Source organism: Cedecea sp. B1(4) (assembly GCF_059414925.1).
The window spans coordinates 382161-406987 of the sequence record NZ_JCAHMZ010000001.1; the positions used below are offsets into that span (position 1 = coordinate 382161).

A 24827-nucleotide genomic window follows, 5' to 3' on the forward strand; every position below is an offset into this window, starting at 1 on the left:
GAGAAATAATGATTGATTTTCTGGCGCAGACGCTGGTCGGCAAGGCGCCTGAACAAACCTCCGGGGAGAATGCTTATCTCAGCTGGCGCTGGTGGGATGAAGGTATTCTGACGTTGACGCCACGTGAGGCGGCAGGGAAAGCGCTGGTCATCTCGGCCGGGATCCACGGCAACGAAACCGCCCCGGTGGAGATCCTTAGCCAGTTGACCAACGGCCTGATCGCGGGGCAGCTTCCGCTGCAGTGGCGCACGATGATTATTCTGGGTAACCCAGCGGCGCTACGCGCGGATAAGCGTTATACCCATAGCGACATGAACCGTATGTTTGGCGGGCGCTGGCAGCAGTTTCCTGAAAGCGTAGAAACCCAACGTGCGGCCAGGCTTGAACATGCCCTCGAGCAATTCTGGTCGCGAAGTGAGGAGCAAACCCGCTGGCATCTGGATATGCACACCGCCATTCGTGGCTCTTATCACCCCCGGTTTGGCGTGCTTCCTGCGAGGCCGCTGCCTTATAGCGAGAGCTTTTTAACCTGGCTGGGCTGCGCCGGGCTGCAGGCGCTGGTGTTTCATCAAAAGCCCGGTGGTACCTTTAGTCATTTCAGCAGCGAGCATTTTGGGGCGCTGAGCTGCACGCTGGAGCTGGGAAAAGCCAGGCCGTTTGGGCAGAACGATCTTGGTCAGTTCGCGATAACTAAAGAAGCAATCTCAGCGTTGTTAAGCGGGGCAGAGCCGCCGGTCATGGAGGTAGAACCGCAGCGTTACCGTGTTGCTCAGCAAATCACCCGACAGTCGGAGAAATTTGTGCTGCACATGTCCGGCCAAACGCAAAACTTTACCGCGTTTTCGAAGGGCACCCTGCTGGCTGAAGATGGTGAGAAGCGTTATGTCGTTGCCGGTGAAAAAGAGTACGTTTTATTCCCCAACCCGGATGTGGCGCTCGGGCTGAGAGCGGGCCTGATGCTGGAGGAAATTTAAACTTTAAGCAGCTCTTAATAATTGAGCTGCTTAATCATTTCGCGTTGTTAATTTATTTACGGATAATTCCTGGGTACAGGGTTTATTCGTTATGTTGATTGCTGTACACTCTTAATATTGTCTTTATAATCAGTTGGTTGTTATGTTTGGTTGCAATATTTCCCGCCTTAATCCTTATTTTCTTCATAATTGATGCATTCTTGTTTTATACCCTTTCAATGATTTACGGATGCCACCGTCTCCTTGACGATAAGACTCGTAAACTCATTCTCGTCAACACGGCATCGTCGTTTTAAGCGAGCCGTCAATTTAATGAAAAGAGAAGGTTAAAAATATGCGTAAATTAACTGCACTGTTCGTCGCTTCTACCCTGGCTCTGGGTGCCGCTAACCTGGCCCATGCTGCCGATGCAACTCCGACTGCCGCTCCACAAACCGATGCGCCGATGATGCACCATAAAATGATGCGCGGCCCAATGCATGACATGATGTTTAAAGACCTGAACCTGACCGATGCGCAGAAACAGCAAATTAAAGACATTATGAAAGAACAGCGCGGCAAGATGCAGCGCCCATCCGTTGACGAACGCCGCGCCATGCACGACGTGATTGCCAGCGACAGCTTCGACCAGGCCAAAGCACAGGCGCAGATCGATAAAATGGCCGAGCAGAACAAAGCGCGCATGCTGGCGCATCTCCAAACCCAGAACAAAATCTACAACATTCTGACCCCGGATCAGAAAAAACAGTTTAATGCGAATTTTGAGAAGCGTCTGACAGAACGTCCTGCGCATGAAGGTAAAATGCCAGCTGCTCAGTAAGCCTGAGCGACTAAATAAAGACCGCCGGTCCTGTTCACAATAGCGAGGTACGCTGTGAACAGGACCGGCGGTTTTCTCGTTTAATCATTTCATTCCACTATTTCCCCTTCGCTCGACTCAAATAATACCGCCTGGCAATAATCACGCCGACGGGACAAGCCATTTTAAACTCTCAATTTCAGCAGCTTACATACAAAATTGCAGTTCACTCCGCAGATTTTACCGACCGGTATTGAGGGCGATAAATTTACTTTGCTTCCCGACAAAAAAGCCGCTAAATCATTGTCACAAAAATAGAACCAGGGCTACAGCAACCGGCCACGGCTGCCGATAACACTGGCGTCAGGCACAGATCTGACGAACAAAACAGAGAACTGATGAGCAGGCCGCTGAAGGGGGAGATCTTCCTTTGGGGTCGCTCAATTTAAAGAGCAAATGCCAGGGCGCACGGATGCCGTGCGTCCTCAGGAGTGGTGATGGAATTCTTTGATATACGAAAGGTGCCGGTTAACCTCTGGCGCAACGGCGCCGGGGAAACGCGAGAAATATGCTGTTTTCCACCCGCGACGCGAGATTTCAACTGGCGTGCCAGTATCGCCTCTTTGGCCCACAACGGCGAGTTTCCGGTCTTTCCGCAAGTTGACCGGGTAATGACTCTGCTGGAGGGGAGCGAGGTCGTTCTCGACGGCGGAAAGGCGTTCAGGCATACGCTCAAGCGCCATCAGCCTTTTACTTTTGCCGGTGAGCAGCCCGTAAAAGCCGAGCTGACTCGCGGCATGTCGATGGACTTTAACGTGATGACTCGCCGGGACCGATGCCGGGCCCAGGTGCGGGTGGCGGACAGAACCTTTACCACTTTTGGTACCCGAGGCGGCGTTGTTTATGTCCTGAGCGGGGAATGGCAGCTTGAAGATAAGCTGCTTTCACCGGACCAGGGCGCATGGTGGCAGGAGGGCAGCCACACGCTGCGGCTGTTAAAAAACGAAGGGCAACTGCTGTTCAGCGAAATTACCTATTTGTAGACCGAATGCCCGGAAAACTGCCGGGCAATGCTCTTTCTTCCTGATGAATATCCTCAGAAACTGCTGTGCAACTGCGGTTTTGCTCTTCATTTCCCCTTCCTGTAAACGCCCGGCAGCATCCCGTGCTGGAAAAATTTCACAAGCGCGATCCGGCTCACCGATCGATAAAAAAGTCCTATGACCCGCTGGCGGATTATTTGGTTTATTAGTTAAGTTGTATATACAAATATAGACAAAAACCCGATGCAAACAGGATGCTGACATGTCAACGCAAAAGAAGCTATGCAGTCTCACTCCAGGTTCCGTTTCACTGGCCACTCTGCGCGAGATCTACCATGGAAACGTGCTGCTCAGGCTTGACCCCGGGGCGGTTGCCGCCGTTGAGCGTGCGCTCGGCACGGTAGAAGCGATTGTTGCCCACGGCGACGTGGTTTACGGTATTAACACTGGTTTTGGCAAGCTGGCACAAACCACCATCGCTACCGATCATCTGGCTGAACTTCAGCGTAATCTGGTGCTTTCTCACAGCGTGGGGCTTGGCGAAGCGCTGCCGGATGATGTTGTCCGACTGGTGATGGCCAGCAAAATCATCAGCCTGTCACGCGGGCACTCCGGCGTTCGTCTGCTGGTGATTGATAGTCTGATTGCGCTGTTTAACTCGGGCGTAATGCCGGTGATCCCGGAGAAAGGCTCGGTGGGGGCATCCGGTGACCTAGCCCCGCTGGCGCATCTGTCGCTGATGTTGCTCGGGGAAGGGAATGTCAGGGTGAACGGCGAACAGATCCCTGCCGGTGAAGGTTTGAAGCTGGCAGGCGTAAAGCCGCTGGTTCTGGGGCCAAAAGAGGGACTGGCGCTGCTGAACGGGACTCAGGTTTCGACGGCGCTTGCGCTGCGAGGGTTGTTTGAGGGCGAGAAGGTGTTTGCTGCCGGGCTGGTGGCGGGGGCCTTGTCGCTGGAGGCTATCAAAGGCTCCGTGAAACCATTCGACGCGCGTATCCACCAGGCTCGCGGCCAGGCGGGACAAATTGATGTGGCTGCGGCGGTTACTGCGCTTCTTGCCGACAGTAAAATCGTTGATTCTCACGCCCACTGTGGCCGCGTGCAGGATCCTTATTCCATCCGCTGCGTGCCGCAGGTTATGGGCGCGTGTCTGGATAACCTGCGCCATGCGGCGCGTGTTCTGCAGATTGAGGCCAATGCCGCCTCGGACAACCCGCTGGTGTTCAGCGACACCGGAGAAGTGATTTCCGGCGGCAACTTTCACGCAGAGCCCGTTGCCTTTGCCGCCGATATTATCGCGTTAGCGGTGGCGGAAATTGGCGCAATTTCGGAACGTCGTCTGGCGCTGCTGCTGGATACCGGGCTGTCTGGCCTGCCGCCGTTCCTCGTGAAAGAGGGCGGGATTAACTCCGGCTTTATGATTGCGCAGGTCACCGCTGCGGCACTGGCCTCAGAGAATAAATCGCTCGCTCATCCGGGGAGCGTCGACAGTCTGCCAACGTCTGCGAACCAGGAGGACCATGTTTCGATGGCGACCTATGCGGCTCGCCGTCTGGGATCTATGTGCTTTAACACTGCGGCAGTGGTTGGGATTGAGGCTATGGCGGCCGCTCAGGGCATCGAGTTTCACCGGCCGTTGCGCAGCTCACCCCAGCTTGAAAAAGTCTTCGGGGATATTCGCGAACGCGTGGCATTTCTGGAAAAGGACCGCCTGCTGGCACCGGATATCGAGCAAATGCGTCTCTGGGGCTGCAGCGACGGCTGGCCGGAAGCTATCACGAAGCTTCTGCCTTCGTCGGCGGCATAGCACTTTTAGGCTCCTCTCTTGGGGGGAGTCTACTCCAGTTCTATCACCTCATATTCCCCGCTCAGCATCAGCTTGCAAAGGATCTTGTAGCCGTCGTTATCAAAGCCCTCCGGCGGCTGACGGCGGGTTGTCGCGTCATTTAACTGCTGTACGGAGCCAAGATAAAACCAGTGATCGATCAGGTGATACTCGGTCATCTCCGGGCTGCGTTCCACGATGGCGACGGCGTTTTTCCATGGCCAGCAAATCAGGCGAACCTGTTCGAGAGCCTGAACCAGGCGGGCATGATGCTCGGCCTGAGTCTCTTTCCCGCAACAGGCACCGGCGCAGCGTTTAAGCGCTGAGCGAAAACAGGCCCGGCCCTTACTCAGTGATTCCAGGCCCAGCAGGCCGTAACAGAGACGATGCTCATCGGCCAGCCCTTGCAGCGTTTGCAGCGCGGCCCGGCGGTTAGCGTACAACCCATACAGGCCCGGCTGCCGGGAGAAATCGACATCTTTGGCATATACAACCTGCGGTGTGCCCTCCTGAAGAGACAGGGAACAAAGCTGGCGGTTACGACGCAGACGTTTGTTGAACAAAGGCTGTTGCTCTTTGATCATTTGCGCTTCGAGCAGCAGCGCTCCGAGTTCGCCGGCAGTGCGGATAAAGGTAATACGGCGAGACTGCCTCAAGAGTGCGGCTTCATCAGGCGTACGAAAATGGGACATCACGCGCGTGCGGATATTGACACTTTTGCCGATATACAACGGCATAATGTCGCTTTCACCGTGAAAAACATAGACGCCGGGTTTTTTGGGCAGGTCATCAAGCCATGGCCTGAGATGCTCCGGATATTCATAGACCGCCGCGGCTTCAAACTCTAACCGCGACGTATTTGCACGCCTGACCACATCGGACTCCTGGGTACTGTTTATTTCACCAGTATAGCAGTCGTGAAGGTGAAGAGGGAATCGCCCTTAACCATAGTGCCGCGTGGCAAGCCAGCAAAGCAGAGAACCGCCGACAACCATTAGTACGCCTTGCCAGAAAGCAAAGCCGGGATGCAGACCCAGCCACAGCGTGGCGAGCAGGGCCGACAATACCGGCGTGAAGTAGGAAGCCGTAGCAAGCAGCGTCATGTTTCCCCGCTGGATACCAACATTCCAGGCCGAATAGGCGACGGCGGTAGAAATCCCCATAAATAACAGCTGTGCCGTACCGGATAGCGTGAAATACATTGTTGGATGTGCCACAAAGGCGAACTTAATCCACAGCACCAGCGCGGTTGCGCAGAAAAACAGGCTGACGCCGCTTTTACCTTCGCTCCAGCGGCGAGTCAGGTTGCAGTAGAGCGCCCAGATGATGGCGGCGGCAAAAGCCAGGCCGTAGGCCAGTGGGTTATCGACAATGTTGTGCCACATCACGAGAAGCGACCAGTCGCCGTCTCCTTTCATTACCTGCACAATCCCCGCCAGGGAAAGCGCGAGCCCAGGCCACAGCCATAAATTGCTGCGCTGGCCGTTAATAAACAGGGCGAAAAAGACGGTCAGGCAGGGCCAGAGATAATTGATCATCCCCAGTTCCAGGGACTGAGCGCGGGTGTGCGCCAGGCCAATTGAAAGCGCCAGGCTTATTTCATAGCCCACAAAGAGCAGCCCGCCAACCCAGAGATAACGGGGTGGGAGTTCGCGTATTTTGGGCAAACCTCGGACGAGGCAAAGACACAGCGCGCTGACGGTGTAAAGCAGGGCCGCGCCGCCGACTGCGCCAAAGTGCTCGCTGATGCTGCGCAACAGGCCAACGGAGGTGCTCCAGAGCAGGATTGCGATAAGGCCGATAAGCGTGGCGCGTTGAGAAGAGGTGTCCATGTCCATCCTGTAAAAAAGGCGGCACTACGCCGCCCTAAAAAAATGCTTACGCAAAGCTGTTTCTGACTATTTTTTCCAGAAATCATCAAACACGGTAATCGGCGGACGGCGCTTGTGTTCCGTTTTCAGATACCAGCCTTCGATGATTTTTGCGGTTTCAGCCGGAACGGTTTTGCCTTCCAGGTAATCGTCAATTTGCACGTAGGTTACGCCCAGGGCCGCTTCATCCGGCAGAGAAGGGCGATCGTCTTCGAGATCGGCTGTCGGGGCCTTCAGGTACAAATGTTCCGGGCAGCCGAGCGTTTTCAGCAGCAGTTTGCCCTGGCGTTTGTTGAGGCGGAAAAGAGGATTAATGTCGGTGCCGCCGTCGCCATACTTGGTGAAGAAGCCGGTTACGGCTTCCGCGGCATGGTCAGTCCCCACGACGACGCCTTTGGTCATCCCGGCGATGCTGTACTGCGCTTTCATGCGCTCGCGGGCTTTTTCATTGCCGCGAACAAAATCGCTCAGCTCGATACCCGCTTCGCGCAGCGCCTGCTCGCTGGCAAGTACGGCGCCCTTGATGTTCACCGTTAACACGCGATCCGGCTGGATAAACGCAATGGCATCCTGGCAGTCCTGCTCGTCGGCCTGTACGCCAAACGGCAAGCGCACGGCGATAAACTGATAGCTGTCGTCGCCGCTTTCTTCACGCAGTTCGCTGAGGGCTAGCTGGCAGAGTTTGCCCGCCAGAGTGGAGTCCTGGCCGCCGCTTATCCCCAGCACCAGAGATTTAATAAACGGGTAGGTTTTAAGGTACGTTTTCAGAAAATCAACGCTGACGCGGATCTCTTCGCTGGCGTCGATCTGTGGCTTGACGCCCAGTGCCTGAATAATTTCTTGTTGCAGAGCCATTTAACCCCTCCAATAAGCTGTACCCGCAACGCGCAGGTCGCAAAATTTAACTGCCCTAAAACTTACCCTGTTGCGCTGAAAACGACAAGGCTCAAAGACTTACCCGGCCCGCAGGCGGCGAGTTTTCCTGCAAATCAGACAGGATCCTTATGAATACTCTTATTGTCCGAATTTTCACGCATTAAGGGTAACGAGTTGAAAAATGTTCTTTTATATTCCAGGCTTATCTAACACGCAGGATCAATACATTCATTGATGAGGATAATTATGAATAATAAATTTGCAGGATTTTTAGGCGCGGCAGCGGTAATGACTATGCTGGCAGGGTGTACCGCTTACGATCGCACCAAAGATCTGGTGACTGAGCCGGTGGTGAAAGATGTGAAAAAAGGCATGACCCGTGCCCAGGTACAGCAGATTGCGGGTAAACCGTCTTCCGAAATCACCATGATCCACGCCAAAGGTACTTGCCAGACCTATATTCTGGGCCAGCGTAACGGTAAAGCTGAAACCTATTTTGTCGCGCTGGATAACACCGGTCGCGTGATGAATTCAGGCTACCAGACCTGCGCTGAATACGACACCGATCCGCAGGCACCTAAAGCCTAAGCTAGCACGCCGTAAAGGACCCGGCTGCAGTCTCTGCGCCGGGCTTTTTTTTGCCTTACGGGCGGAGACAGAGAAGAGGGGGGGCGACGAGGAAGGGTGAGATCCGCTATCATGGTGAGGTTGTTCACTAATTCAGTTCCAATCCTGTTGCCTATGAAACCACTGCGCCAACCGAATACACGCCCAATCATTACCTACACGCCCCGCGTGGAGCCAGCTCCGCCTTCTCATGCGTGGCGAGTGGACGGGTTTAAAGATGTCTATCTGCTGCGCGGGCAGTATGTAGCGTTTGTTTTACTGGGTGATGCCTTCCGCCAGTCGCCGCCGTTTACTCTGCCCGAGTCGGCACAGCGCTGGGCAAAACAGGTTCGACAGGAAAACGAAGTATAAAAAAAGGCCGCTATCATTAGCGGCCTTTTTGTTTTTCAGTTCAGATTAACGGTGAGCTAATTCCACTTCATCATCACTGTTCAGAATCTCTTTGTCGGTCTGCTTCATCAACTGGCTGGTAATGGTCCCGGCGGTCATTGACCCGCTAACGTTCAGGGCGGTACGGCCCATATCAATCAGCGGCTCAACGGAAATCAGCAGTGCGACCAGCGTGACCGGCAGCCCCATTGCTGGCAGAACAATCAGCGCAGCGAAGGTTGCACCACCGCCCACGCCGGCTACGCCTGCGGAGCTAACGGTCACAATCCCTACCAGCGTCGCAATCCAGACAGGATCCAGCGGGTTAATCCCTACGGTCGGAGCCACCATCACGGCAAGCATCGCCGGGTAGAGACCTGCACAGCCGTTCTGGCCGATGGTTGCGCCGAAGGAGGCAGAGAAGCTGGCGATAGATTCTGGTACGCCGAGACGGCGGGTTTGCGCTTCCACGTTCAGTGGAATACTCGCCGCGCTGGAGCGGCTGGTGAACGCGAAGGTCAGCACCGGCCAGACTTTGCGGAAGTATTTCACCGGGCTAACGCCGTTGAAAGCCAGCAGTACGGCGTGAACGCCAAACATGATTGCCAGGCCAAGGTAAGAAGCCACCACGAAGCTGCCCAGCTTGATGATGTCCTGCAGGTTTGAGCCCGCCACTACTTTGGTCATCAGCGCCAGCACGCCGTATGGCGTCAGCTGCATGACCAGGCGAACCAGCTTCATGACCCAGCTTTGCAGGGTGTCGATAGCCACCAGTACGCGCTCACCTTTAGGGGCATCATCTTTCAGCAGCTTCAGCGCCGCGACGCCCAGGAAGGCGGCAAAAATCACCACGCTGATGATAGACGTCGGGTTGGCACCGGTCAGGTCAGCAAACGGGTTTTTCGGCACGAAGGAGAGGATCAGCTGCGGGACGGTCAGGTCAGCAACTTTACCAATGTAGTTGGATTGAATCGCCGCCAGACGGGCGTTTTCTGCATTGCCCTGCACCAGGCCTTCAGCGGTCAGGCCAAACAGATTGGTGACCAGCACCCCGACCAGCGCGGCAATCAGCGTGGTAAAAAGCAGTGTACCGATAGACAGAACGCTGATTTTCCCTAGAGAAGATGCATTATGCAGTTTGGCTACGGCGCTCAGGATTGAGGCGAAGACCAGCGGCATCACAATCATCTGCAGCAGCTGCACATAGCCGTTACCGACTACATTAAACCACTGAATGGAATCTTTTAGCACCGCGCTGTCGGAACCATAAATGGTGTGCAGCGCCAGGCCAAAGATCACGCCCAGTACCAGACCTGCCAGCACTTTTTTGGCAAGGCTCCATTGCTTGTGGCGAGTTTGCGCCAGCAGCAATAGCAATACAACGAACACAACAATGTTCGCTACCAGTGGAAAATTCATCCCCGTATCTCCTGATTTATTGTCACGCGGCCGCGCATGGGCGACCGTTATGTTGCAAAGCGTAACAGATGGCAGGGCGTTGGCTTATATTCAAAAGGAATTGATTATTACCAAATGAATGATATTGGCTGTTTAACGCTCAGACTGGTGAGTTATAAAGCTATTAAAGGTGGTTTGCAGCGAATTTATCATCTGCGAAGACCAGCGTACTGCACCGTTTTCGGGCAAGTTCTGGGGCATCCATACTGCAAAACCAAACAGCGCCATGCACAGGGCGCGCTCGAGCTGATTGCCTTTTTGTGGGCGAACGATGGGAAAACGGAAACGCCAGCGGCACGGCCACAATAGCGGCACCCCGGCAGGCGTTAGCATGTCGGCAAGTATATGGCTGAGGTAACCCAGCACCATACCCTGCAGCGCATCGGCCGGAATGACCCAGCTTTCCGGTACCTTGAGGTAAAACAGCGCCAGCCCGGCGAACACCACAAACAGGCTATGGGTAAACCCCCGGTGGCCGCACATTCGCGCCACCGGTTTTGAGATCCAGCTTAGCCGCTGGCCCAGAAAGGATTTTGGGTGGTCAATATCCGGCAACAGGCAGGTCAGAATCGCGGACGGCACAATATGCCACCAGTCACCCTGGGCGAGGACGGGCGTCAGTTCGGCGTTTTTGGCAAAAACTGCGCAGGCAATAGAAAAGAGCAGGTGGCCTTCCGCCGTCATGATACAACCTGAATGAAGAAACTGTCGATTCATCCAGTATAGGGTTTTTGTACAGTGTTCGGAAGAGGTGACGGTGTAACATTTTGTCAGGAAGATGGGCGGCCTGAGCCGCCCGACAGGTTTAGCCCTTCAGGCTTGTTTCGGTTAACTGAACCAGAGAAGGAAGTTTGACGTCCGCCAGGCACCAGCGTGGGTCCGCAAAGTTCTCATCGGCAGGCACCACAATGGAGCGCATTCTCGCCGCTTTAGTGGCGATCATACCGTTGACGGAGTCTTCGAGCGTCACGCAGGAGAGCGGATCGATCCCCAGCTTCGCGGCCGCATCGAGATACACTTGTGGATGCGGCTTGCTGTAGGGCAGATGTTCGGCGGAGGCAATAGCGTCGAAGTCCTGGCGCAGGTCGAACATTTCAAGCACCTTTTCCAGCATATGCAGCGGAGACGCAGAGGCCAGGCCAACCTTCAGGCCCAGCGTTTTGCAAAGCTTCACCGCTTCAATAACGCCAGGCAGCAGCGGACGCTGTTCCTCAACCAACGCAATAGCACGTTCGATAACGCGCGCGGTCACTTCCTCACGGGATGGTCCGGTCCACGGCTGGCGTGAATACCAAAGTTCAACCACCAGGTCGATGCGTAATCCCAGCGTGTCGGGCAGTTCGTGACGACGCGTAATATCGACGCCGATGCTCTCCAGCACGTCCAGCTCCGCACGATCCCAAAGCGGTTCGGAATCTATCAGCAGCCCATCCATATCAAAAATTGCTGCGAGGATTTGGCGCGTTTCGGCCATAAAATGACTCCTTTCTGTTCGTCAAAATAAAATGTTTGTGTATCTTTAGCCGGAAACAAAGCCCGAAGCTACCGCTTTTGCGAATTTAGCCCGCAAAGCTCAGGCGAAATAGCGCCACACAGGGTAGACTTTGAGCGTATAACGTTACGTCCTAATAAAGGGGAGTACATGACGTATCAACAAGCTGGACGCATTGCGATTTTAAAGCGCGTGGCAGGCTGGGTTGTCTTTATCCCGGCGCTGTTGTCGACGGTGATTTCCGTCCTGAAATTTATGTATCAGCACAGCGAAAAGCAGCCGGGCATTGACGCCGTGATGATGGATTTCGCCCACGTAATGGTTGAGATGATGCGGTTCAATACGCCGTTCCTGAATCTCTTCTGGTACAACTCGCCGCTGCCGGATTTTAACGGTCAGGTGAACGTCTTCTTCTGGCTGATATTTGCGCTGATTTTTATCGGTCTGGCGCTGCAGGACTCCGGGGCCCGCATGAGCCGTCAGGCAAAATTCCTGCGCGAGGGCGTGCAGGATCAGTTGATTCTTGAACAGGCGAAAGGGCCGGAGGGACTCAGCAAAGCGCAGCTCGATGCAAAAGTGGTTGTGCCGCATCACACGATCTTACTGCAGATTTTTCCGCTTTACGTCCTGCCGGTGATTGTCATCGTGGTGGGATATTTCTTCTTCAAGCTGCTCGGCTTTTTATAAAATAACGGGCCACGCCGTTCAGGCGCGGCCTGCTTTTTACGCCGCTAATACTTTCTCCAGCGCTTTTTGCGCCGTCACCAGGTGCTGCCCACCGAACAGAATCGCCCGGTTAAGCAGAGTATAAACTTGATAAATGGGTTGGCGGTCGAGGAAGCCCGCCGGAAGAGGAGAGATGGACTGATAGCCGTCGTAAATTTGCGGCGGCTGATCGTTGTGCAGCGGCAGCATGGCCAGGTCGCATTCCCGGTCACCCCAGTAGCAGGCGGGGTCGTAAATAAAGGGCCCGTCAGGCCCGAGGGCGCAGTTGCCCGACCAGAGATCGCCGTGCAGCAGAGAAGGCTGAGGCTGATGTGAGGCCAGCGCCTGCTGGACAAAATCAACAATCAGATCAATATCGCCATAGTCGATGCCTTTTTCCGCCGCCATTTCCAACTGCCAGCCAATGCGTTGCTCGGCAAAGAAGGTCGACCAGCGTCGCTGCCAGGCGTTGGGCTGCGGGGTGGTGGAGAGATCGTTGTCGAAGTCCAGACCGAACTGCGGCTGGTCGCTCCATTGATGAAGCCGGGCCAACTGCTGACCGAGGAGAAAAGCGTTATGGGCATCGAGGGGTTTAGAAGGCAGATACTCCAGCAGCAAGAAGCTGTAATCTCTGTCGCTGCCGAGCGCCCAGACCTTGGGTACTCTGACGGTTTTACTGCGCGACAGTAGCTCTAGCTGGTCGGCTTCTGCCGTGAAGATGGGCAGCATTTCGCGCTCGTCACACTTGACGAAAATCTCGTGGTCAGCATAACGGATATGCCATGCCGCGTGAATTTCGCCGCCGGGTAGCTCAGTGCGCTGTTCAATCTCTGCTTCGCCTAACTGCTCGCTTAACAAATGACGGATGGCTTGCCACATGACTTTTCTCCCCAGGTTGGCTGGTAGACACTGCAATCAATAGCTTATCGCCGTTTGCCGGGCAAAAACACGCGCTGACGCACAACCCCGGCCAGTACTTACTTTTGTTTCTGCCAGGTTTCCCAGCGGGTAACGACGACGCCAGGCTCCGTGCCAAGCGCTACGCTTCCCAGCCCTCTGGCCAACGCTGCAACTTCTTGTTCATCAAGCGGACTGATTAGCCCGAAGCTGCCCGGGCCAAGTTCGTGAATTTTGCCTTGATCATCGCTGAGCGTGAGGGTAAAACCGCCGCGCGTGAGCTGGTTGTTCAGCTCGTTGATGTCGGCCAGGCTTTGCTCTTCAAATTGCACCGTTATCACATAGCGTTCAACTTCGCTCATAGTCACCCCGTTGTTATCCTGAAGGTTTTAGCATAGTTCATGCTGCCGGAATGGCGATATTCTCGCCCTGCGGCAGCCCGTTTATTCTGCAACGAAACGTTAGCCTCGTAGCCAGGCGTAGAACTTCTGCGTGTTTTCCAGCGAGCAGAGGCGGGTGCCTTTGTTCAGCGTAGCGGCACTGCCGGCAGCCACGCCATAGCGAACGATATCCAGCAGAGGCGCGTTTTCCGCAAGCTTGAGCGTCATGGCGCCAACCATGCTGTCTCCGGCGCCGACGGTGCTTTGGCTTTTGACCGGCGGCGGCACTACGTGCACGCATTCTTGTGTATCAACCGCCAGGGCTCCCTGTGCTCCCAGAGAAACCACGACGCGTTTTGCCTGGCCGCTGTCGACAAGGTGCTGCGCGGCGGCTCGCACATCGTCCGGCTGCGTAAGTTCGCGCTGAACTAAGGCGCTCAGCTCTTTTTGGTTTGGCTTCACCAGTTCGATGTTGCCTAACGCGAGTGTGGCTTTCAGTGCCTCTCCTGAGCTGTCCACAATGCAGCGTATGCCTTTCTCCTGAGCCTTTTTTACCAGGCGGCAGAGCTTTTTGAGATCAACGCCCGGCGGCAGGCTACCGCTGACCACCAGAATATCGCCGGAATGAAGGGCAAGGGCTTTTTGTTCCAGGTGCAGGAATTCATCCTCCGTCAGGGCGGCTCCAGGCATAACGAATCGATATTGTTCGCCGGTAGATTCGGTATGTACGTGCAGGTTCTGGCGAGTCCAGTCTTTCGCTTCCACGGTGTCCACGGTGACATGCTCTTCAAGCAGCAGATCGCGAAGGTGCTGGCCAGTCGCGCCGCCAACCGGAAATATCGCCGTGGCGTGTCCCCCCAAATGGACAATGGCACGGGCAACGTTTATACCGCCGCCGCCGGGTTCAAAGATGGGCGAGGTGCAGCGAAGTTTCCCTTCAGGATAGATTTGCGCCGTGACGGTGGCGCTGTCGAGGGAAGGGGCGAGGGTGAGTGTAAAAATAGCGGTCATGTCTCCTCCTTTTTTAGCCATTGTCCTAAAGCGTAGCACCGAAGCGGGAAGTGAAATGTTAATTAAAATCATGATTTATCGAATGATTATCCAAAAACCATAACCTTCGTATCCTTATGAAAATAAAGATATTTTAAGAGCTCTCTTATACAAAAAATGAAACAAGAATCCATTGCTATGTTATTGCGGAGTTTTTATAATTTGTAACCTTTCCGGGGCGGCTTCGATTTGATCCCGAGGAAAGATTCCGGAACCTTAATGGTTTCTTTTTTGTGTTGTACGGATTAATAAATGAAGCTTTTAAAGACAGTGCCGGTTGCACTTTTACTCACCGGTGGAGCGTTCTTTAGCCATTTCGCAGTGGCAGATGACTCAGTATTTACTGTCATGGATGACCCGACTACCGCGAAGAAACCCTTCGAAGGTAATCTGAATGCAGGCTATCTTGCGCAGGCAGGCAATACCAAAAGTTCCAACTTGACTGCTAACACCAATATGACCTGGTACAACACGGCTACCGCTTGGTCAATTTGGGGTACCGCCAGTAACACCTCTTCCAACGATGTGCGCTCTTCCGAGAAATACTCAGCGGGTGGGCGTGGTCGTTACAACATGACTGACTATGACTATCTCTTTGGTCAGGCCAGCTGGTTGACTGACCGGTACAACGGCTATCATGCGCGCGATGTCTTCACTGCGGGTTATGGTCGCCAGTTGCTGAACGGTCCAGTTCACAGTCTGCGTGTGGAATTCGGTCCAGGTGTGCGTTATGACGAATTTACCGATGGTAAAAACGAGACTCAGGCGCTGGGCTATGCGTCTGCGACTTACAACTGGCAGCTGACCGACAACGCTAAGTTTATTCAGGGCGTGTCCGTGCTGGGCAGTGACGACACCACGGTGAACTCCGAAACGGCGCTGGATGTGGCTATCAGTGAGCACTTTGGCCTGAAAGTAGGCTATAACGTGACCTGGAACTCCGATCCGCCGTCAACTGCACCAAACCATACCGACAGACGTACGCAAATTACGCTCGGGTATAAGATGTAAGATTAAGAAGCCGGACAATATCCGGCTTTGTTTTTTTCCTCGTGCGCTCACTCTTCGTTTTTTCCTATCTTTTTGAGAACCAAAACCACCTGGCAAAACGCATCGCGCCCTGAGAATAATCGTGTATGACTATCTATCGCGTACGAGTGGGGTTTCATAACCCTTCAGCCCTGACCTTCAGGCAGCTTGATGAAATTCTGGAGCCGCAGCGATTCTGGCGCACTGAGTCCGGCGGTGGGACTTTTCGCTATTTTATGGAATACGAATATGAGTCGGAACTGAGAGACCTTTGTGCGGTGTGCGACCTGGCTTACTCCCAGGCTTGTAAGGTAAAAAAATGCCCGCTGGTGCTGGTGGAAGAGAAAGAAAAAGCGGCATAACGTGCCTTGAAAAGGGTGGGCGACAGCCTTATTTATCAAGCTCGTTCACGGCAACAAGGGATGTATTCCCCTTTCTGTTAGTGTTACCATCTGCGATTCAAGTGAGATGGCAGTGATGCCATTTTTCATTTGTACACCAGACTGCGTACCAATTCGGCGATTGTTGGTCAAATGGTTACGCAACGAGTTGTTCTAAATCCAATTTCTCTACTGTATGTGATCTTTCGTGCGGGTCACCACTGCAGATAAGGACTTAACATGCCTGTTATTACTCTTCCTGATGGCAGCCAACGCCATTACGACAAACCCGTTAGCCCAATGGACGTTGCGCTGGACATCGGTCCAGGTCTTGCCAAAGCGTGTATCGCTGGCCGCGTAGACGGTGAACTGGTTGATGCTTCCGATATTATCGAAAACGACGCGAAGCTCGCCATTATCACCGCTAAAGACGAAGCGGGTCTGGAAATTCTTCGCCACTCTTGTGCTCACCTGCTCGGTCATGCCATCAAGCAGCTGTGGCCGCACACTAAAATGGCGATCGGCCCGGTTATCGACAACGGTTTCTACTACGACGTTGATCTGGACCACACCCTGACGCAGGAAGATCTTGAGCTGCTCGAGAAGCGTATGCACGAGCTGGCCGAGAAAGATTACGACGTTATCAAGAAAAAGGTGAGCTGGCAGGAAGCGCGTGAGACTTTCGTCAACCGCGGCGAAAACTACAAAGTTGCCATTCTTGATGAAAACATCAGCCATGATGACAAACCAGGTTTGTATCATCATGAAGAATACGTGGATATGTGCCGCGGACCACATGTGCCAAACATGCGTTTCTGCCATCACTTCAAGCTGCAGAAAACCTCCGGCGCATACTGGCGCGGTGACAGCAACAACAAGATGCTGCAGCGTATCTACGGCACTGCCTGGGCGGACAAAAAGCAGCTGAATGCATATCTGCAGCGTCTGGAAGAAGCGTCCAAGCGCGATCACCGCAAAATCGGCAAGCAGCTTGACCTCTACCATATGCAGGAAGAAGCGCCGGGTATGGTGTTCTGGCATAACGACGGCTGGACTATTTTCCGCGAGCTGGAAGTGTTCGTCCGTTCCAAGCTGAAAGAGTACCAGTACCAGGAAGTGAAAGGTCCGTTCATGATGGACCGCGTCCTGTGGGAAAAAACGGGCCACTGGGACAACTACAAAGACGCGATGTTCACTACCTCTTCCGAGAACCGTGAATACTGCATCAAACCGATGAACTGCCCGGGCCACGTACAGATCTTCAACCAGGGCCTGAAGTCCTACCGCGACCTGCCGCTGCGTATGGCGGAATTTGGTAGCTGCCACCGCAATGAGCCTTCGGGCGCGCTGCATGGCCTGATGCGTGTACGCGGCTTTACTCAGGACGACGCCCACATCTTCTGTACTGAAGAGCAGGTTCGCGATGAAGTAAACAGCTGTATCCGCATGGTCTACGACATGTACAGCACCTTCGGTTTCGAGAAAATCGTGGTGAAACTGTCTACCCGTCCGGAAAAACGCATCGGCAGTGACGACATGTGGGATCGCGCGGAAGCGGATCTGGCTGTTGCATTGCAGGAAAACAATATCCCGTTTGACTATCAGCCGGGTGAAGGTGCATTCTACGGCCCGAAAATTGAGTTCACGCTGTATGACTGCCTGGATCGTGCATGGCAGTGTGGTACCGTTCAGCTTGACTTCTCCCTGCCAACCCGCTTGAACGCCTCCTATATTGGCGAAAATAACGAGCGTTTGGTGCCGGTAATGATTCACCGCGCCATTTTAGGTTCAATGGAACGCTTTATCGGTATTCTGACCGAAGAGTTTGCGGGTTTCTTCCCAACCTGGCTTGCTCCGGTGCAGGCGGTGGTGATGAATATCACCGACGGCCAGGCAGAATACGTTAACGAATTGACTCGTAAACTCCAAAATGCGGGCATTCGCGTAAAAGCAGACTTGAGAAATGAGAAGATAGGCTTTAAAATCCGTGAACACACGTTACGTCGTGTCCCTTATATGTTGGTTTGTGGCGATAAAGAGGTCGAAACAGGCAAAGTTGCCGTTCGTACCCGCCGCGGCAAAGACCTGGGAAGCATGGACGTCAACGAATTGATTGAAAAGCTGCAGCAAGAAATTCGCAGCCGCAATCTTCATCAACTGGAGGAATAAAGTATTAAAGGCGGAAAAAGAGTTCAACCGGCGCGTCCTAATCGCATTAACAGAGAGATTCGTGCCACTGAGGTTCGTCTGACCGGTATTGATGGCGAGCAGATTGGTATTGTCAGTCTGAATGAAGCTTTAGAAAAAGCCGAAGAGGCTGGGGTTGATTTAGTAGAAATCAGTCCAAACGCCGAGCCGCCTGTTTGCCGCATCATGGACTACGGCAAGTTCCTCTACGAGAAAAGCAAATCTTCTAAGGAACAGAAGAAGAAGCAAAAAGTTATTCAGGTTAAGGAAATTAAATTCCGACCTGGTACCGATGATGGCGACTATCAGGTAAAACTCCGCAGCCTGGTTCGCTTTCTGGAAGACGGAGACAAAGCCAAAATCACCCTGCGTTTCCGTGGGCGTGAAATGGCACACCAACAGATTGGTATGGAAGTGCTTAACCGCGTCCGTGACGATCTGAGTGAACTGGCAGTGGTCGAATCCTTCCCAACGAAGATCGAAGGCCGCCAGATGATCATGGTGCTTGCTCCGAAGAAGAAACAGTAAGGCCATCAAGTAACAGACCGCGGGGCTTAGGCCTCGCGGGTTTTGTTCGCCTACTGGTTCGTTTTATTAACAATGCGAAGTGGAAATTGAAATGCCAAAGATTAAAACAGTACGCGGCGCCGCTAAGCGCTTCAAAAAGACTGCTTCTGGCGGTTTTAAGCGTAAGCACGCTAACCTGCGTCACATTCTGACTAAAAAGTCTACCAAACGTAAACGTCATCTGCGTCCGAAAGGCATGGTCTCCAAAGGGGATCTGGGCCTGGTTGTCGCTTGCCTGCCGTACGCATAAGTAAACTTTTTTTAATTAATTCAGAATAGAAACAGGAGAGCTAAATGGCTCGCGTAAAACGTGGTGTAATTGCACGTGCTCGTCACAAAAAAATCCTCAAACAAGCTAAAGGCTACTACGGTGCGCGTTCTCGCGTATACCGCGTTGCCTTCCAGGCTGTTATCAAAGCTGGTCAGTACGCTTACCGCGACCGTCGTCAACGTAAACGTCAGTTCCGCCAGCTGTGGATTGCACGTATCAACGCTGCAGCTCGTCAGAACGGTATCTCTTACAGCAAATTCATCAACGGCCTGAAAAAAGCCTCTGTTGAAATCGACCGTAAGATTCTGGCTGACATCGCCGTATTCGACAAAGTGGCATTCACTGCCCTGGTTGAGAAAGCGAAAGCAGCTCTGGCATAAGCCAGTTATAAGAGGGAGCTTGCTCCCTCTTTTAATTTATCCCCGTCATACTTCAATCTGTAGCTGCGTTAACTGCACTTGCTGACCCCAGTCACTTACTTAAGTAAGCGCCCGGGATAATCGAGCTTGTCGCCTTACTACAAATCGAATTATTAGGGCATAACACAATCAATTTATTGACTTTCAACGCCGTAGCTCGTTCAATAGCCAAAGCGAAATTTGTCAAAACAAGGTAACTGCAAGCATGAATGCTGCTATTTTCCGCTTCTTTTTTTACTTTAGCGCCTGATTCAGGGGGCTTTGCGCGTAAGAAAAGAAACGAAAAACAGCGCCGAAAGCCTCCTGTACGGAGGCTTTTTTTTTGCGTTTCGTTTTCGAATCAGACCAACTACCCCGGCAGTTTGCCGGCATAAGAGGAATACCATGCCACATCTCGCAGAGCTGGTTGCCAGTGCCAAAGCAGCCATAAACGATGCCCAGGATGTTGCCGCGTTAGATAATGTACGCGTCGAATATTTGGGGAAGAAGGGGCATCTGACCCTTCAGATGACCACCCTGCGCGAACTGCCACCGGAAGAACGTCCGGCTGCGGGCGCGGTGATTAACGAAGCTAAAGAGCAGGTTCAGGAAGCCCTGAACGCCCGTAAAGCCGCACTCGAAAGCGCGGCACTGAACGAACGTCTGGCTGCAGAAACGATTGACGTTTCTCTGCCTGGTCGTCGGATTGAAAACGGTGGCCTGCACCCGGTAACCCGCACCATCGACCGCATCGAAAGCTTCTTCGGTGAACTGGGCTTCACCGTAGCGACCGGCCCTGAAATCGAAGATGATTACCACAACTTCGATGCGCTGAATATTCCAGGTCACCACCCGGCGCGCGCGGACCACGATACTTTCTGGTTTGACGCAACCCGTCTGCTGCGTACCCAGACTTCTGGTGTGCAGATCCGCACCATGAAAGACAAGCAGCCGCCAATTCGTATTATTGCCCCGGGCCGCGTCTACCGTAACGACTACGATCAGACCCACACCCCAATGTTCCACCAGATGGAAGGCCTGATCGTTGACACCAACATCAACTTCACCAACCTGAAGGGAACGCTGCACGACTTCCTGAATAACTTCTTTGAAGAAGATTTGCAGATTCGCTTCCGCCCGTCCTACTTCCCGTTCACCGAGCCGTCCGCTGAAGTGGACGTGATGGGTAAAAACGGCAAGTGGCTGGAAGTACTGGGCTGCGGCATGGTGCACCCGAACGTGCTGCGTAACGTAGGTATCGATCCGGAAGTATACTCCGGCTTCGCCTTCGGTATGGGCATGGAGCGTCTGACCATGCTGCGCTATGGCGTGACCGATCTGCGTGCATTCTTCGAAAATGATTTACGTTTCCTCAAACAGTTCAAATAAAGGCGGGATATCCAATGAAATTCAGTGAACTCTGGTTACGCGAATGGGTAAACCCAGCCAACAGCAGTGACGAACTTTCCAGCCAGATAACTATGGCCGGGCTTGAAGTTGACGGTGTCGATGCCGTCGCAGGGGCTTTTCACGGCGTTGTGGTCGGGGAAGTGGTCGAGTGCGGTCAGCACCCAAACGCCGACAAACTGCGCGTAACAAAAATTAACGTCGGTGGAGATCGCCTGCTGGATATCGTCTGCGGCGCACCAAACTGCCGTCAGGGTCTGAAAGTTGCCGTGGCGACCGTTGGCGCCGTGCTGCCGGGCGATTTCAAGATCAAAGCGGCCAAACTGCGCGGTGAGCCGTCCGAAGGGATGCTGTGCTCCTTCTCCGAGCTGGGTATTTCCGACGATCATAATGGCATCATCGAGCTGCCAGCGGACGCGCCAATCGGCACTGACATCCGCGAATACCTGAAGCTGGACGACAACACCATTGAAATCAGCGTCACGCCAAACCGTGCCGACTGCCTCGGTATTATCGGCGTAGCTCGTGACGTGGCGGTGGTGAACAAGCTGCCTCTGGTTGAGCCAGAAATTACCGCCGTTGCTGCGACTATCAATGACACGCTGCCTATTCGCGTAGACGCCGCAAAAGCTTGCCCACGTTACCTGGGCCGCGTTGTGAAAGGCATCAACGTTAAGGCACCAACGCCGCTGTGGATGAAAGAGAAGCTGCGTCGCTGCGGCATTCGTTCCATTGATGCGGTGGTTGACGTGACCAACTATGTGCTGCTGGAGCTTGGTCAGCCTATGCACGCCTTCGACCTGAACCGTATTGAAGGCGGGATCGTGGTGCGTATGGCGGAAGAGGGCGAAACCCTGGTCCTGCTGGACGGCAGCGAAGCGAAGCTCAATGCCGACACCCTGGTTATTGCCGATCACAATAAAGCGCTGGCCATGGGCGGTATCTTCGGCGGCGAGCATTCGGGCGTTAACGACGAAACCCAGAACGTACTGCTGGAATGTGCCTTCTTCAGCCCGCTGTCCATCACCGGCCGTGCGCGCCGCCATGGTCTGCATACCGATGCTTCCCACCGCTATGAGCGCGGCGTCGATCCTGCGCTGCAGTATAAAGCGATGGAGCGAGCGACTCGCCTGCTGGTGGATATCTGTGGCGGTGAAGCTGGCCCGGTTATCGATGTCACAAGCGAAGCGCACCTGCCTAAGCGAGCTACGATCACGCTCCGTCGCAGCAAACTGGACCGTCTGATTGGTCACCACATCGAAGATGCTCAGGTCAGCGACATTTTGCGTCGTCTGGGCTGCGAAGTGACCGAAGGTCAGGCGCAGTGGACTGCGGTGGCGCCGAGCTGGCGTTTCGATATGGAAATTGAAGAAGACCTGGTGGAAGAAGTGGCCCGCGTTTACGGCTACAACAGTATTCCAAACAGCCCCGTACAGGCAGGTTTGGTGATGGGCACCCATCGCGAAGCCGACCTTTCTCTGAAGCGTGTGAAAACCATGCTGGTGGACAAAGGTTACCAGGAAGTCATTACCTACAGCTTCGTCGACCCGAAAATTCAGCAGCTTTTGCACCCTGGCGAAGAAAATCTGATTCTTCCTAATCCGATCTCTACCGACATGTCCGCTATGCGCCTGTCGCTGTGGAGTGGCCTGCTGACCTCCGTGGTTTATAACCAGAATCGCCAGCAAAGCCGCGTGCGTATTTTCGAGTCCGGCCTGCGCTTTGTGCCTGATACTCAGGCAGACCTTGGGATTCGTCAGGATCTTATGCTGGCGGGGGCTATCTGCGGCAACCGCTATGAAGAACACTGGGATCTGGCGCGCAACACCGTTGACTTCTATGATCTGAAAGGCGATCTGGAGTCCGTTCTGGCCCTCACCGGTAAACTTTCAGACATCGAATTCAGAGCGCAGGCAAATCCGGCCTTGCATCCTGGGCAAAGTGCTGCCATTTATTTAGCAGGTGAATGCATTGGTTTCATTGGTGTTGTTCACCCGGAACTGGAGCGTAAACTGGACCTTAACGGCCGCACGGTGGTGTTTGAGGTGCTGTGGAGCAAGCTCGCAGACCGCGTGGTGCCTGAGGCGCAGGACGTTTCCCGCTTCCCGGCAAACCGCCGCGATATCGCTATTGTGGTGGCTGAAAACGTCCCGGCAGCAGATGTTTTGGCCGAGTGTAAGAAAGTTGGCGCAAATCAGGTAGTTGGCGTAAACTTATTTGACGTGTACCGTGGCAAGGGCGTAGCCGATGGCTACAAGAGCCTGGCCATAAGCCTTATCCTTCAGGATACGGGCCGTACACTCGAAGAAGAGGAGATGGCCGCTACCGTTGCAAAATGTGTAGAGGCATTAAAAGAGCGATTCCAGGCATCATTGAGGGATTGAACGTATGGCGCTTACAAAAGCTGAAATGTCAGAATATCTGTTTGATAAGCTTGGGCTTAGCAAACGAGATGCCAAAGAGCTGGTAGAGCTGTTTTTCGAAGAGATCCGTCGCGCTCTGGAAAACGGTGAGCAGGTTAAACTCTCGGGCTTTGGTAATTTTGACTTACGCGATAAAAACCAACGTCCCGGGCGCAACCCGAAGACCGGTGAAGATATTCCCATTACGGCGCGCCGTGTGGTGACCTTCCGACCTGGTCAGAAGCTAAAAAGTCGGGTTGAAAACGCGTCGCCAAAAGACGAGTAACCTGAGTTAACAAAAAAGGCCGCATTCGCGGCCTTTTTCTTTTCTTATGACACGCTAACGTGCCGAAATACAACGGTGCAATGCGGTTGGGAAGGCCATCATAACCCACCAAAATCCATAGGAGTGTGGACTCATTGTGGACATAAATTCCCCCTCAATGGATTAAGCGTAATGGCGTCCTGTAAGAACTCAGGCGCAAAATGCGCATACACCATTGTCTGCTCAATCCTGGTATGACCGAGTATCCTCTGCAGGGTGATAATGCTGCCGCCGTTAATCATGAAGTGAGTTGCAAAGCTATGTCTCAACGAGTGAGTTGCCTGTCCCGCAGGTAAGTCAGGTTTCACCAGTTTTAACGTCTCTCTAAACTCCCTGTACGAAGCATTGGGAAAAAGAAAGCCTTTCTTATCGCCCACTAACTCCTGAGCCACTGCATCAGAAATTGGCACAGTTCTGGGCTTGTTCGTTTTGGTTTTTACGAACGACACACGATTGTGAACGATATGCTCCGCTTTTAACCTTTCAGCCTCGCCCCATCTGGCACCGGTACTCAGGCATAAAACCGCGATTAAGCGATTATCGCCACTCAGTCTGGAGAGCAGTATTTCAATTTCGTCTGTGGTCAGATACCCCGTCTCCGGAGTTTGTTCTTTGAGGCGTTTTATTCCCCGGAAAGGGTGTTCGCCCATAAACAGTTCTGCTTCCACTAACGAAGTGAACATGCCGCCCAACGTTGTTAGCTCACGATTTATGGTTGAGGCTTTAATACCTTGTGCTCTCCGGGCTGCGCAATACTGAGCAATTACAGTACGGCTTATCTGGAAAGCACTGGGGTTAGCTGTCATTTCAATAAATCGCTCAATCTTGCGGAGGTAGGAAATGCCATGCTCTTCATGCTTTCCCGTGTACTTCCACCAGATATCTTTAAGCTCTGAAAGTTGTCGTTTATCAACAGGCTTAGCCAACCACTCTTTGTTGTGATGGTTAAACTGAACATGTTTTTCATATGCGACAGCCTCGCTCTTCTTCTCAAATTTCCGACGGATACGCTTTCCGTTGCGTCCGTTCGGTCTTACGTCCACTTCATACCGACCATCATCGAGACGCTTAATTGACATAGCGAATCGCTCCGATCAGGTTTTCAGGTCTATAAAAAACGCTTTTAAAACTTGTACATTCCGTTTTCTGACAGTTGGTACATGTCCATAGGGCATGAATTGTTAGCCAGTCTTGTGCTCTGAGTGGGGCGAGATTATTGGTTCTTGCCCAAAGTGTGCGAGAGCCGGAGCGATTTGCCCAACCTCCGGCGCGATAGTGTCAGTCATAAACCACATGGTGTATTTGGTGAACATTGGGTGTTGCAGAATTTTCATAATCTGCTCAATGCCTGCACCTTTTTGACGGCTCTCATAACTCGAAAGTGAGCTATAGGGAATACCAGTTATCTCACTGAATTGCCTACGATTAAGTCTCTCTGACTCACGAATCAGCTTCAGCTTCTCTGAAATGTCGATTGACACACTTACTCCTTTTG

At 53.3% G+C, this 24827-nt stretch carries 28 protein-coding genes and 1 other annotated feature; of the genes, 17 read left to right on the forward strand and 11 right to left on the reverse strand.

From position 1 onward, the window contains the following. Positions 1-8 precede the first annotated feature (8 nt). From astE to hutH, 4 genes are all read left to right on the forward strand, one after another. Positions 9-974, forward strand: coding sequence for a succinylglutamate desuccinylase (astE, locus tag ACR6JA_RS01870; RefSeq protein WP_213715655.1), 966 nt, complete (start codon positions 9-11; stop codon positions 972-974). 334 nt (positions 975-1308) lie between these two features. Then, entirely contained in the window at positions 1309-1794 is a 486-nt protein-coding gene (spy, locus tag ACR6JA_RS01875) for an ATP-independent periplasmic protein-refolding chaperone Spy (RefSeq protein WP_494493428.1), read from the forward strand. Between the two features lie 476 nt (positions 1795-2270). Beyond that, positions 2271-2816: an environmental stress-induced protein Ves gene (ves, locus tag ACR6JA_RS01880; RefSeq protein WP_008456615.1), complete on the forward strand. Its 546-nt coding sequence runs from the start codon at positions 2271-2273 to the stop codon at positions 2814-2816. A gap of 262 nt (positions 2817-3078) precedes the next feature. Continuing rightward, positions 3079-4623, forward strand: coding sequence for a histidine ammonia-lyase (gene hutH / locus ACR6JA_RS01885; RefSeq protein WP_213715653.1), 1545 nt, complete (start codon positions 3079-3081; stop codon positions 4621-4623). Between the two features lie 29 nt (positions 4624-4652). On the opposite strand, the gene cho is transcribed toward hutH, so the two are convergent. From cho to nadE, 3 genes are all read right to left on the reverse strand, one after another. Then, complete coding sequence (gene cho / locus ACR6JA_RS01890) at positions 4653-5516, reverse strand: excinuclease Cho (protein ID WP_494493429.1); 864 nt, start codon at positions 5514-5516, stop codon at positions 4653-4655. Between the two features lie 66 nt (positions 5517-5582). Next, complete coding sequence (yddG, locus tag ACR6JA_RS01895) at positions 5583-6473, reverse strand: aromatic amino acid DMT transporter YddG (RefSeq protein WP_494493430.1); 891 nt, start codon at positions 6471-6473, stop codon at positions 5583-5585. Positions 6474-6539: 66 nt separating this feature from the next. Continuing rightward, complete coding sequence (gene nadE, locus ACR6JA_RS01900) at positions 6540-7367, reverse strand: NAD(+) synthase (protein ID WP_213715650.1); 828 nt, start codon at positions 7365-7367, stop codon at positions 6540-6542. A 267-nt stretch (positions 7368-7634) separates the two neighbouring features. Between nadE and osmE the strand changes: the two genes are divergently transcribed. Beyond that, positions 7635-7976 (forward strand): osmotically-inducible lipoprotein OsmE, encoded by a 342-nt coding sequence (gene osmE / locus ACR6JA_RS01905; protein WP_166874884.1) that lies wholly within the window; start codon positions 7635-7637, stop codon positions 7974-7976. Positions 7977-8129: 153 nt separating this feature from the next. Next, complete coding sequence (cedA, locus tag ACR6JA_RS01910) at positions 8130-8366, forward strand: cell division activator CedA (RefSeq protein ID WP_008456606.1); 237 nt, start codon at positions 8130-8132, stop codon at positions 8364-8366. A 45-nt stretch (positions 8367-8411) separates the two neighbouring features. Here cedA and ACR6JA_RS01915 read toward each other — a convergent pair whose 3' ends face one another. The 3 genes from ACR6JA_RS01915 to hxpB all read right to left on the reverse strand — a co-directional run bounded on the left by ACR6JA_RS01915 (position 8412) and on the right by hxpB (position 11316). Then, complete coding sequence (locus tag ACR6JA_RS01915; protein WP_008456603.1) at positions 8412-9803, reverse strand: L-cystine transporter; 1392 nt, start codon at positions 9801-9803, stop codon at positions 8412-8414. A 132-nt stretch (positions 9804-9935) separates the two neighbouring features. Then, positions 9936-10526 carry a metal-dependent hydrolase gene (locus tag ACR6JA_RS01920; protein ID WP_494493431.1) on the reverse strand — a complete coding sequence of 197 codons (591 nt, stop codon included), beginning with the start codon at positions 10524-10526 and terminating at the stop codon, positions 9936-9938. 121 nt (positions 10527-10647) lie between these two features. Continuing rightward, entirely contained in the window at positions 10648-11316 is a 669-nt protein-coding gene (gene hxpB, locus ACR6JA_RS01925) for a hexitol phosphatase HxpB (protein ID WP_494493432.1), read from the reverse strand. Between the two features lie 168 nt (positions 11317-11484). Here hxpB and ACR6JA_RS01930 point away from each other — a divergent pair, with 168 nt between their 5' ends. Next, positions 11485-12021 carry a YniB family protein gene (locus ACR6JA_RS01930; RefSeq protein ID WP_494493433.1) on the forward strand — a complete coding sequence of 179 codons (537 nt, stop codon included), beginning with the start codon at positions 11485-11487 and terminating at the stop codon, positions 12019-12021. 36 nt (positions 12022-12057) lie between these two features. On the opposite strand, the gene ACR6JA_RS01935 is transcribed toward ACR6JA_RS01930, so the two are convergent. The 3 genes from ACR6JA_RS01935 to pfkB form a co-directional block, all read right to left on the reverse strand. After that, the gene (locus ACR6JA_RS01935; RefSeq protein WP_494493434.1) at positions 12058-12918 is read right to left on the reverse strand and encodes a fructosamine kinase family protein; all 861 of its coding nucleotides are present in this window, start codon (positions 12916-12918) and stop codon (positions 12058-12060) included. Positions 12919-13016: 98 nt separating this feature from the next. Continuing rightward, on the reverse strand, positions 13017-13298 hold the full coding sequence (gene ghoS / locus ACR6JA_RS01940; protein ID WP_494493435.1) for a type V toxin-antitoxin system endoribonuclease antitoxin GhoS: 282 nt from the start codon (positions 13296-13298) through the stop codon (positions 13017-13019). A gap of 99 nt (positions 13299-13397) precedes the next feature. Further along, positions 13398-14327 carry a 6-phosphofructokinase II gene (gene pfkB, locus ACR6JA_RS01945; protein WP_494493436.1) on the reverse strand — a complete coding sequence of 310 codons (930 nt, stop codon included), beginning with the start codon at positions 14325-14327 and terminating at the stop codon, positions 13398-13400. Between the two features lie 291 nt (positions 14328-14618). Here pfkB and ACR6JA_RS01950 point away from each other — a divergent pair, with 291 nt between their 5' ends. From ACR6JA_RS01950 to ihfA, 10 genes are all read left to right on the forward strand, one after another. Then, a complete protein-coding gene (locus ACR6JA_RS01950; protein ID WP_008456590.1) occupies positions 14619-15377 on the forward strand; it encodes a DUF481 domain-containing protein in 759 nt (252 codons plus the stop codon). Between the two features lie 125 nt (positions 15378-15502). Then, positions 15503-15757 carry a hypothetical protein gene (locus ACR6JA_RS01955; protein ID WP_213715644.1) on the forward strand — a complete coding sequence of 85 codons (255 nt, stop codon included), beginning with the start codon at positions 15503-15505 and terminating at the stop codon, positions 15755-15757. 258 nt (positions 15758-16015) lie between these two features. Then, positions 16016-17944: a threonine--tRNA ligase gene (gene thrS / locus ACR6JA_RS01960; protein ID WP_494493437.1), complete on the forward strand. Its 1929-nt coding sequence runs from the start codon at positions 16016-16018 to the stop codon at positions 17942-17944. A 3-nt stretch (positions 17945-17947) separates the two neighbouring features. Next, positions 17948-18490 carry a translation initiation factor IF-3 gene (gene infC / locus ACR6JA_RS01965; protein WP_071530481.1) on the forward strand — a complete coding sequence of 181 codons (543 nt, stop codon included), beginning with the start codon at positions 17948-17950 and terminating at the stop codon, positions 18488-18490. 91 nt (positions 18491-18581) lie between these two features. Then, on the forward strand, positions 18582-18779 hold the full coding sequence (gene rpmI, locus ACR6JA_RS01970) for a 50S ribosomal protein L35 (RefSeq protein WP_006118955.1): 198 nt from the start codon (positions 18582-18584) through the stop codon (positions 18777-18779). Positions 18780-18823: 44 nt separating this feature from the next. Then, positions 18824-19180 carry a 50S ribosomal protein L20 gene (rplT, locus tag ACR6JA_RS01975; RefSeq protein ID WP_000124850.1) on the forward strand — a complete coding sequence of 119 codons (357 nt, stop codon included), beginning with the start codon at positions 18824-18826 and terminating at the stop codon, positions 19178-19180. Positions 19181-19419: 239 nt separating this feature from the next. Beyond that, positions 19420-19543: a sequence feature (Phe leader region), on the forward strand. Next, positions 19425-19469, forward strand: coding sequence for a pheST operon leader peptide PheM (gene pheM / locus ACR6JA_RS01980; RefSeq protein ID WP_106120997.1), 45 nt, complete (start codon positions 19425-19427; stop codon positions 19467-19469). It overlaps the preceding feature by 45 nt. Before the next feature lie 60 nt (positions 19544-19603). After that, complete coding sequence (pheS, locus tag ACR6JA_RS01985) at positions 19604-20587, forward strand: phenylalanine--tRNA ligase subunit alpha (protein WP_008456562.1); 984 nt, start codon at positions 19604-19606, stop codon at positions 20585-20587. A gap of 14 nt (positions 20588-20601) precedes the next feature. Then, positions 20602-22989: a phenylalanine--tRNA ligase subunit beta gene (gene pheT, locus ACR6JA_RS01990; RefSeq protein WP_494493438.1), complete on the forward strand. Its 2388-nt coding sequence runs from the start codon at positions 20602-20604 to the stop codon at positions 22987-22989. A 4-nt stretch (positions 22990-22993) separates the two neighbouring features. After that, positions 22994-23293: an integration host factor subunit alpha gene (gene ihfA, locus ACR6JA_RS01995; protein WP_001229265.1), complete on the forward strand. Its 300-nt coding sequence runs from the start codon at positions 22994-22996 to the stop codon at positions 23291-23293. A gap of 131 nt (positions 23294-23424) precedes the next feature. On the opposite strand, the gene ACR6JA_RS02000 is transcribed toward ihfA, so the two are convergent. Together ACR6JA_RS02000 and ACR6JA_RS02005 are read right to left on the reverse strand one after the other, a co-directional pair. Further along, positions 23425-24411, reverse strand: coding sequence for a phage integrase (locus ACR6JA_RS02000; protein WP_494493439.1), 987 nt, complete (start codon positions 24409-24411; stop codon positions 23425-23427). A gap of 102 nt (positions 24412-24513) precedes the next feature. After that, entirely contained in the window at positions 24514-24813 is a 300-nt protein-coding gene (locus ACR6JA_RS02005; protein ID WP_494493440.1) for a helix-turn-helix domain-containing protein, read from the reverse strand. Positions 24814-24827 lie beyond the last annotated feature (14 nt).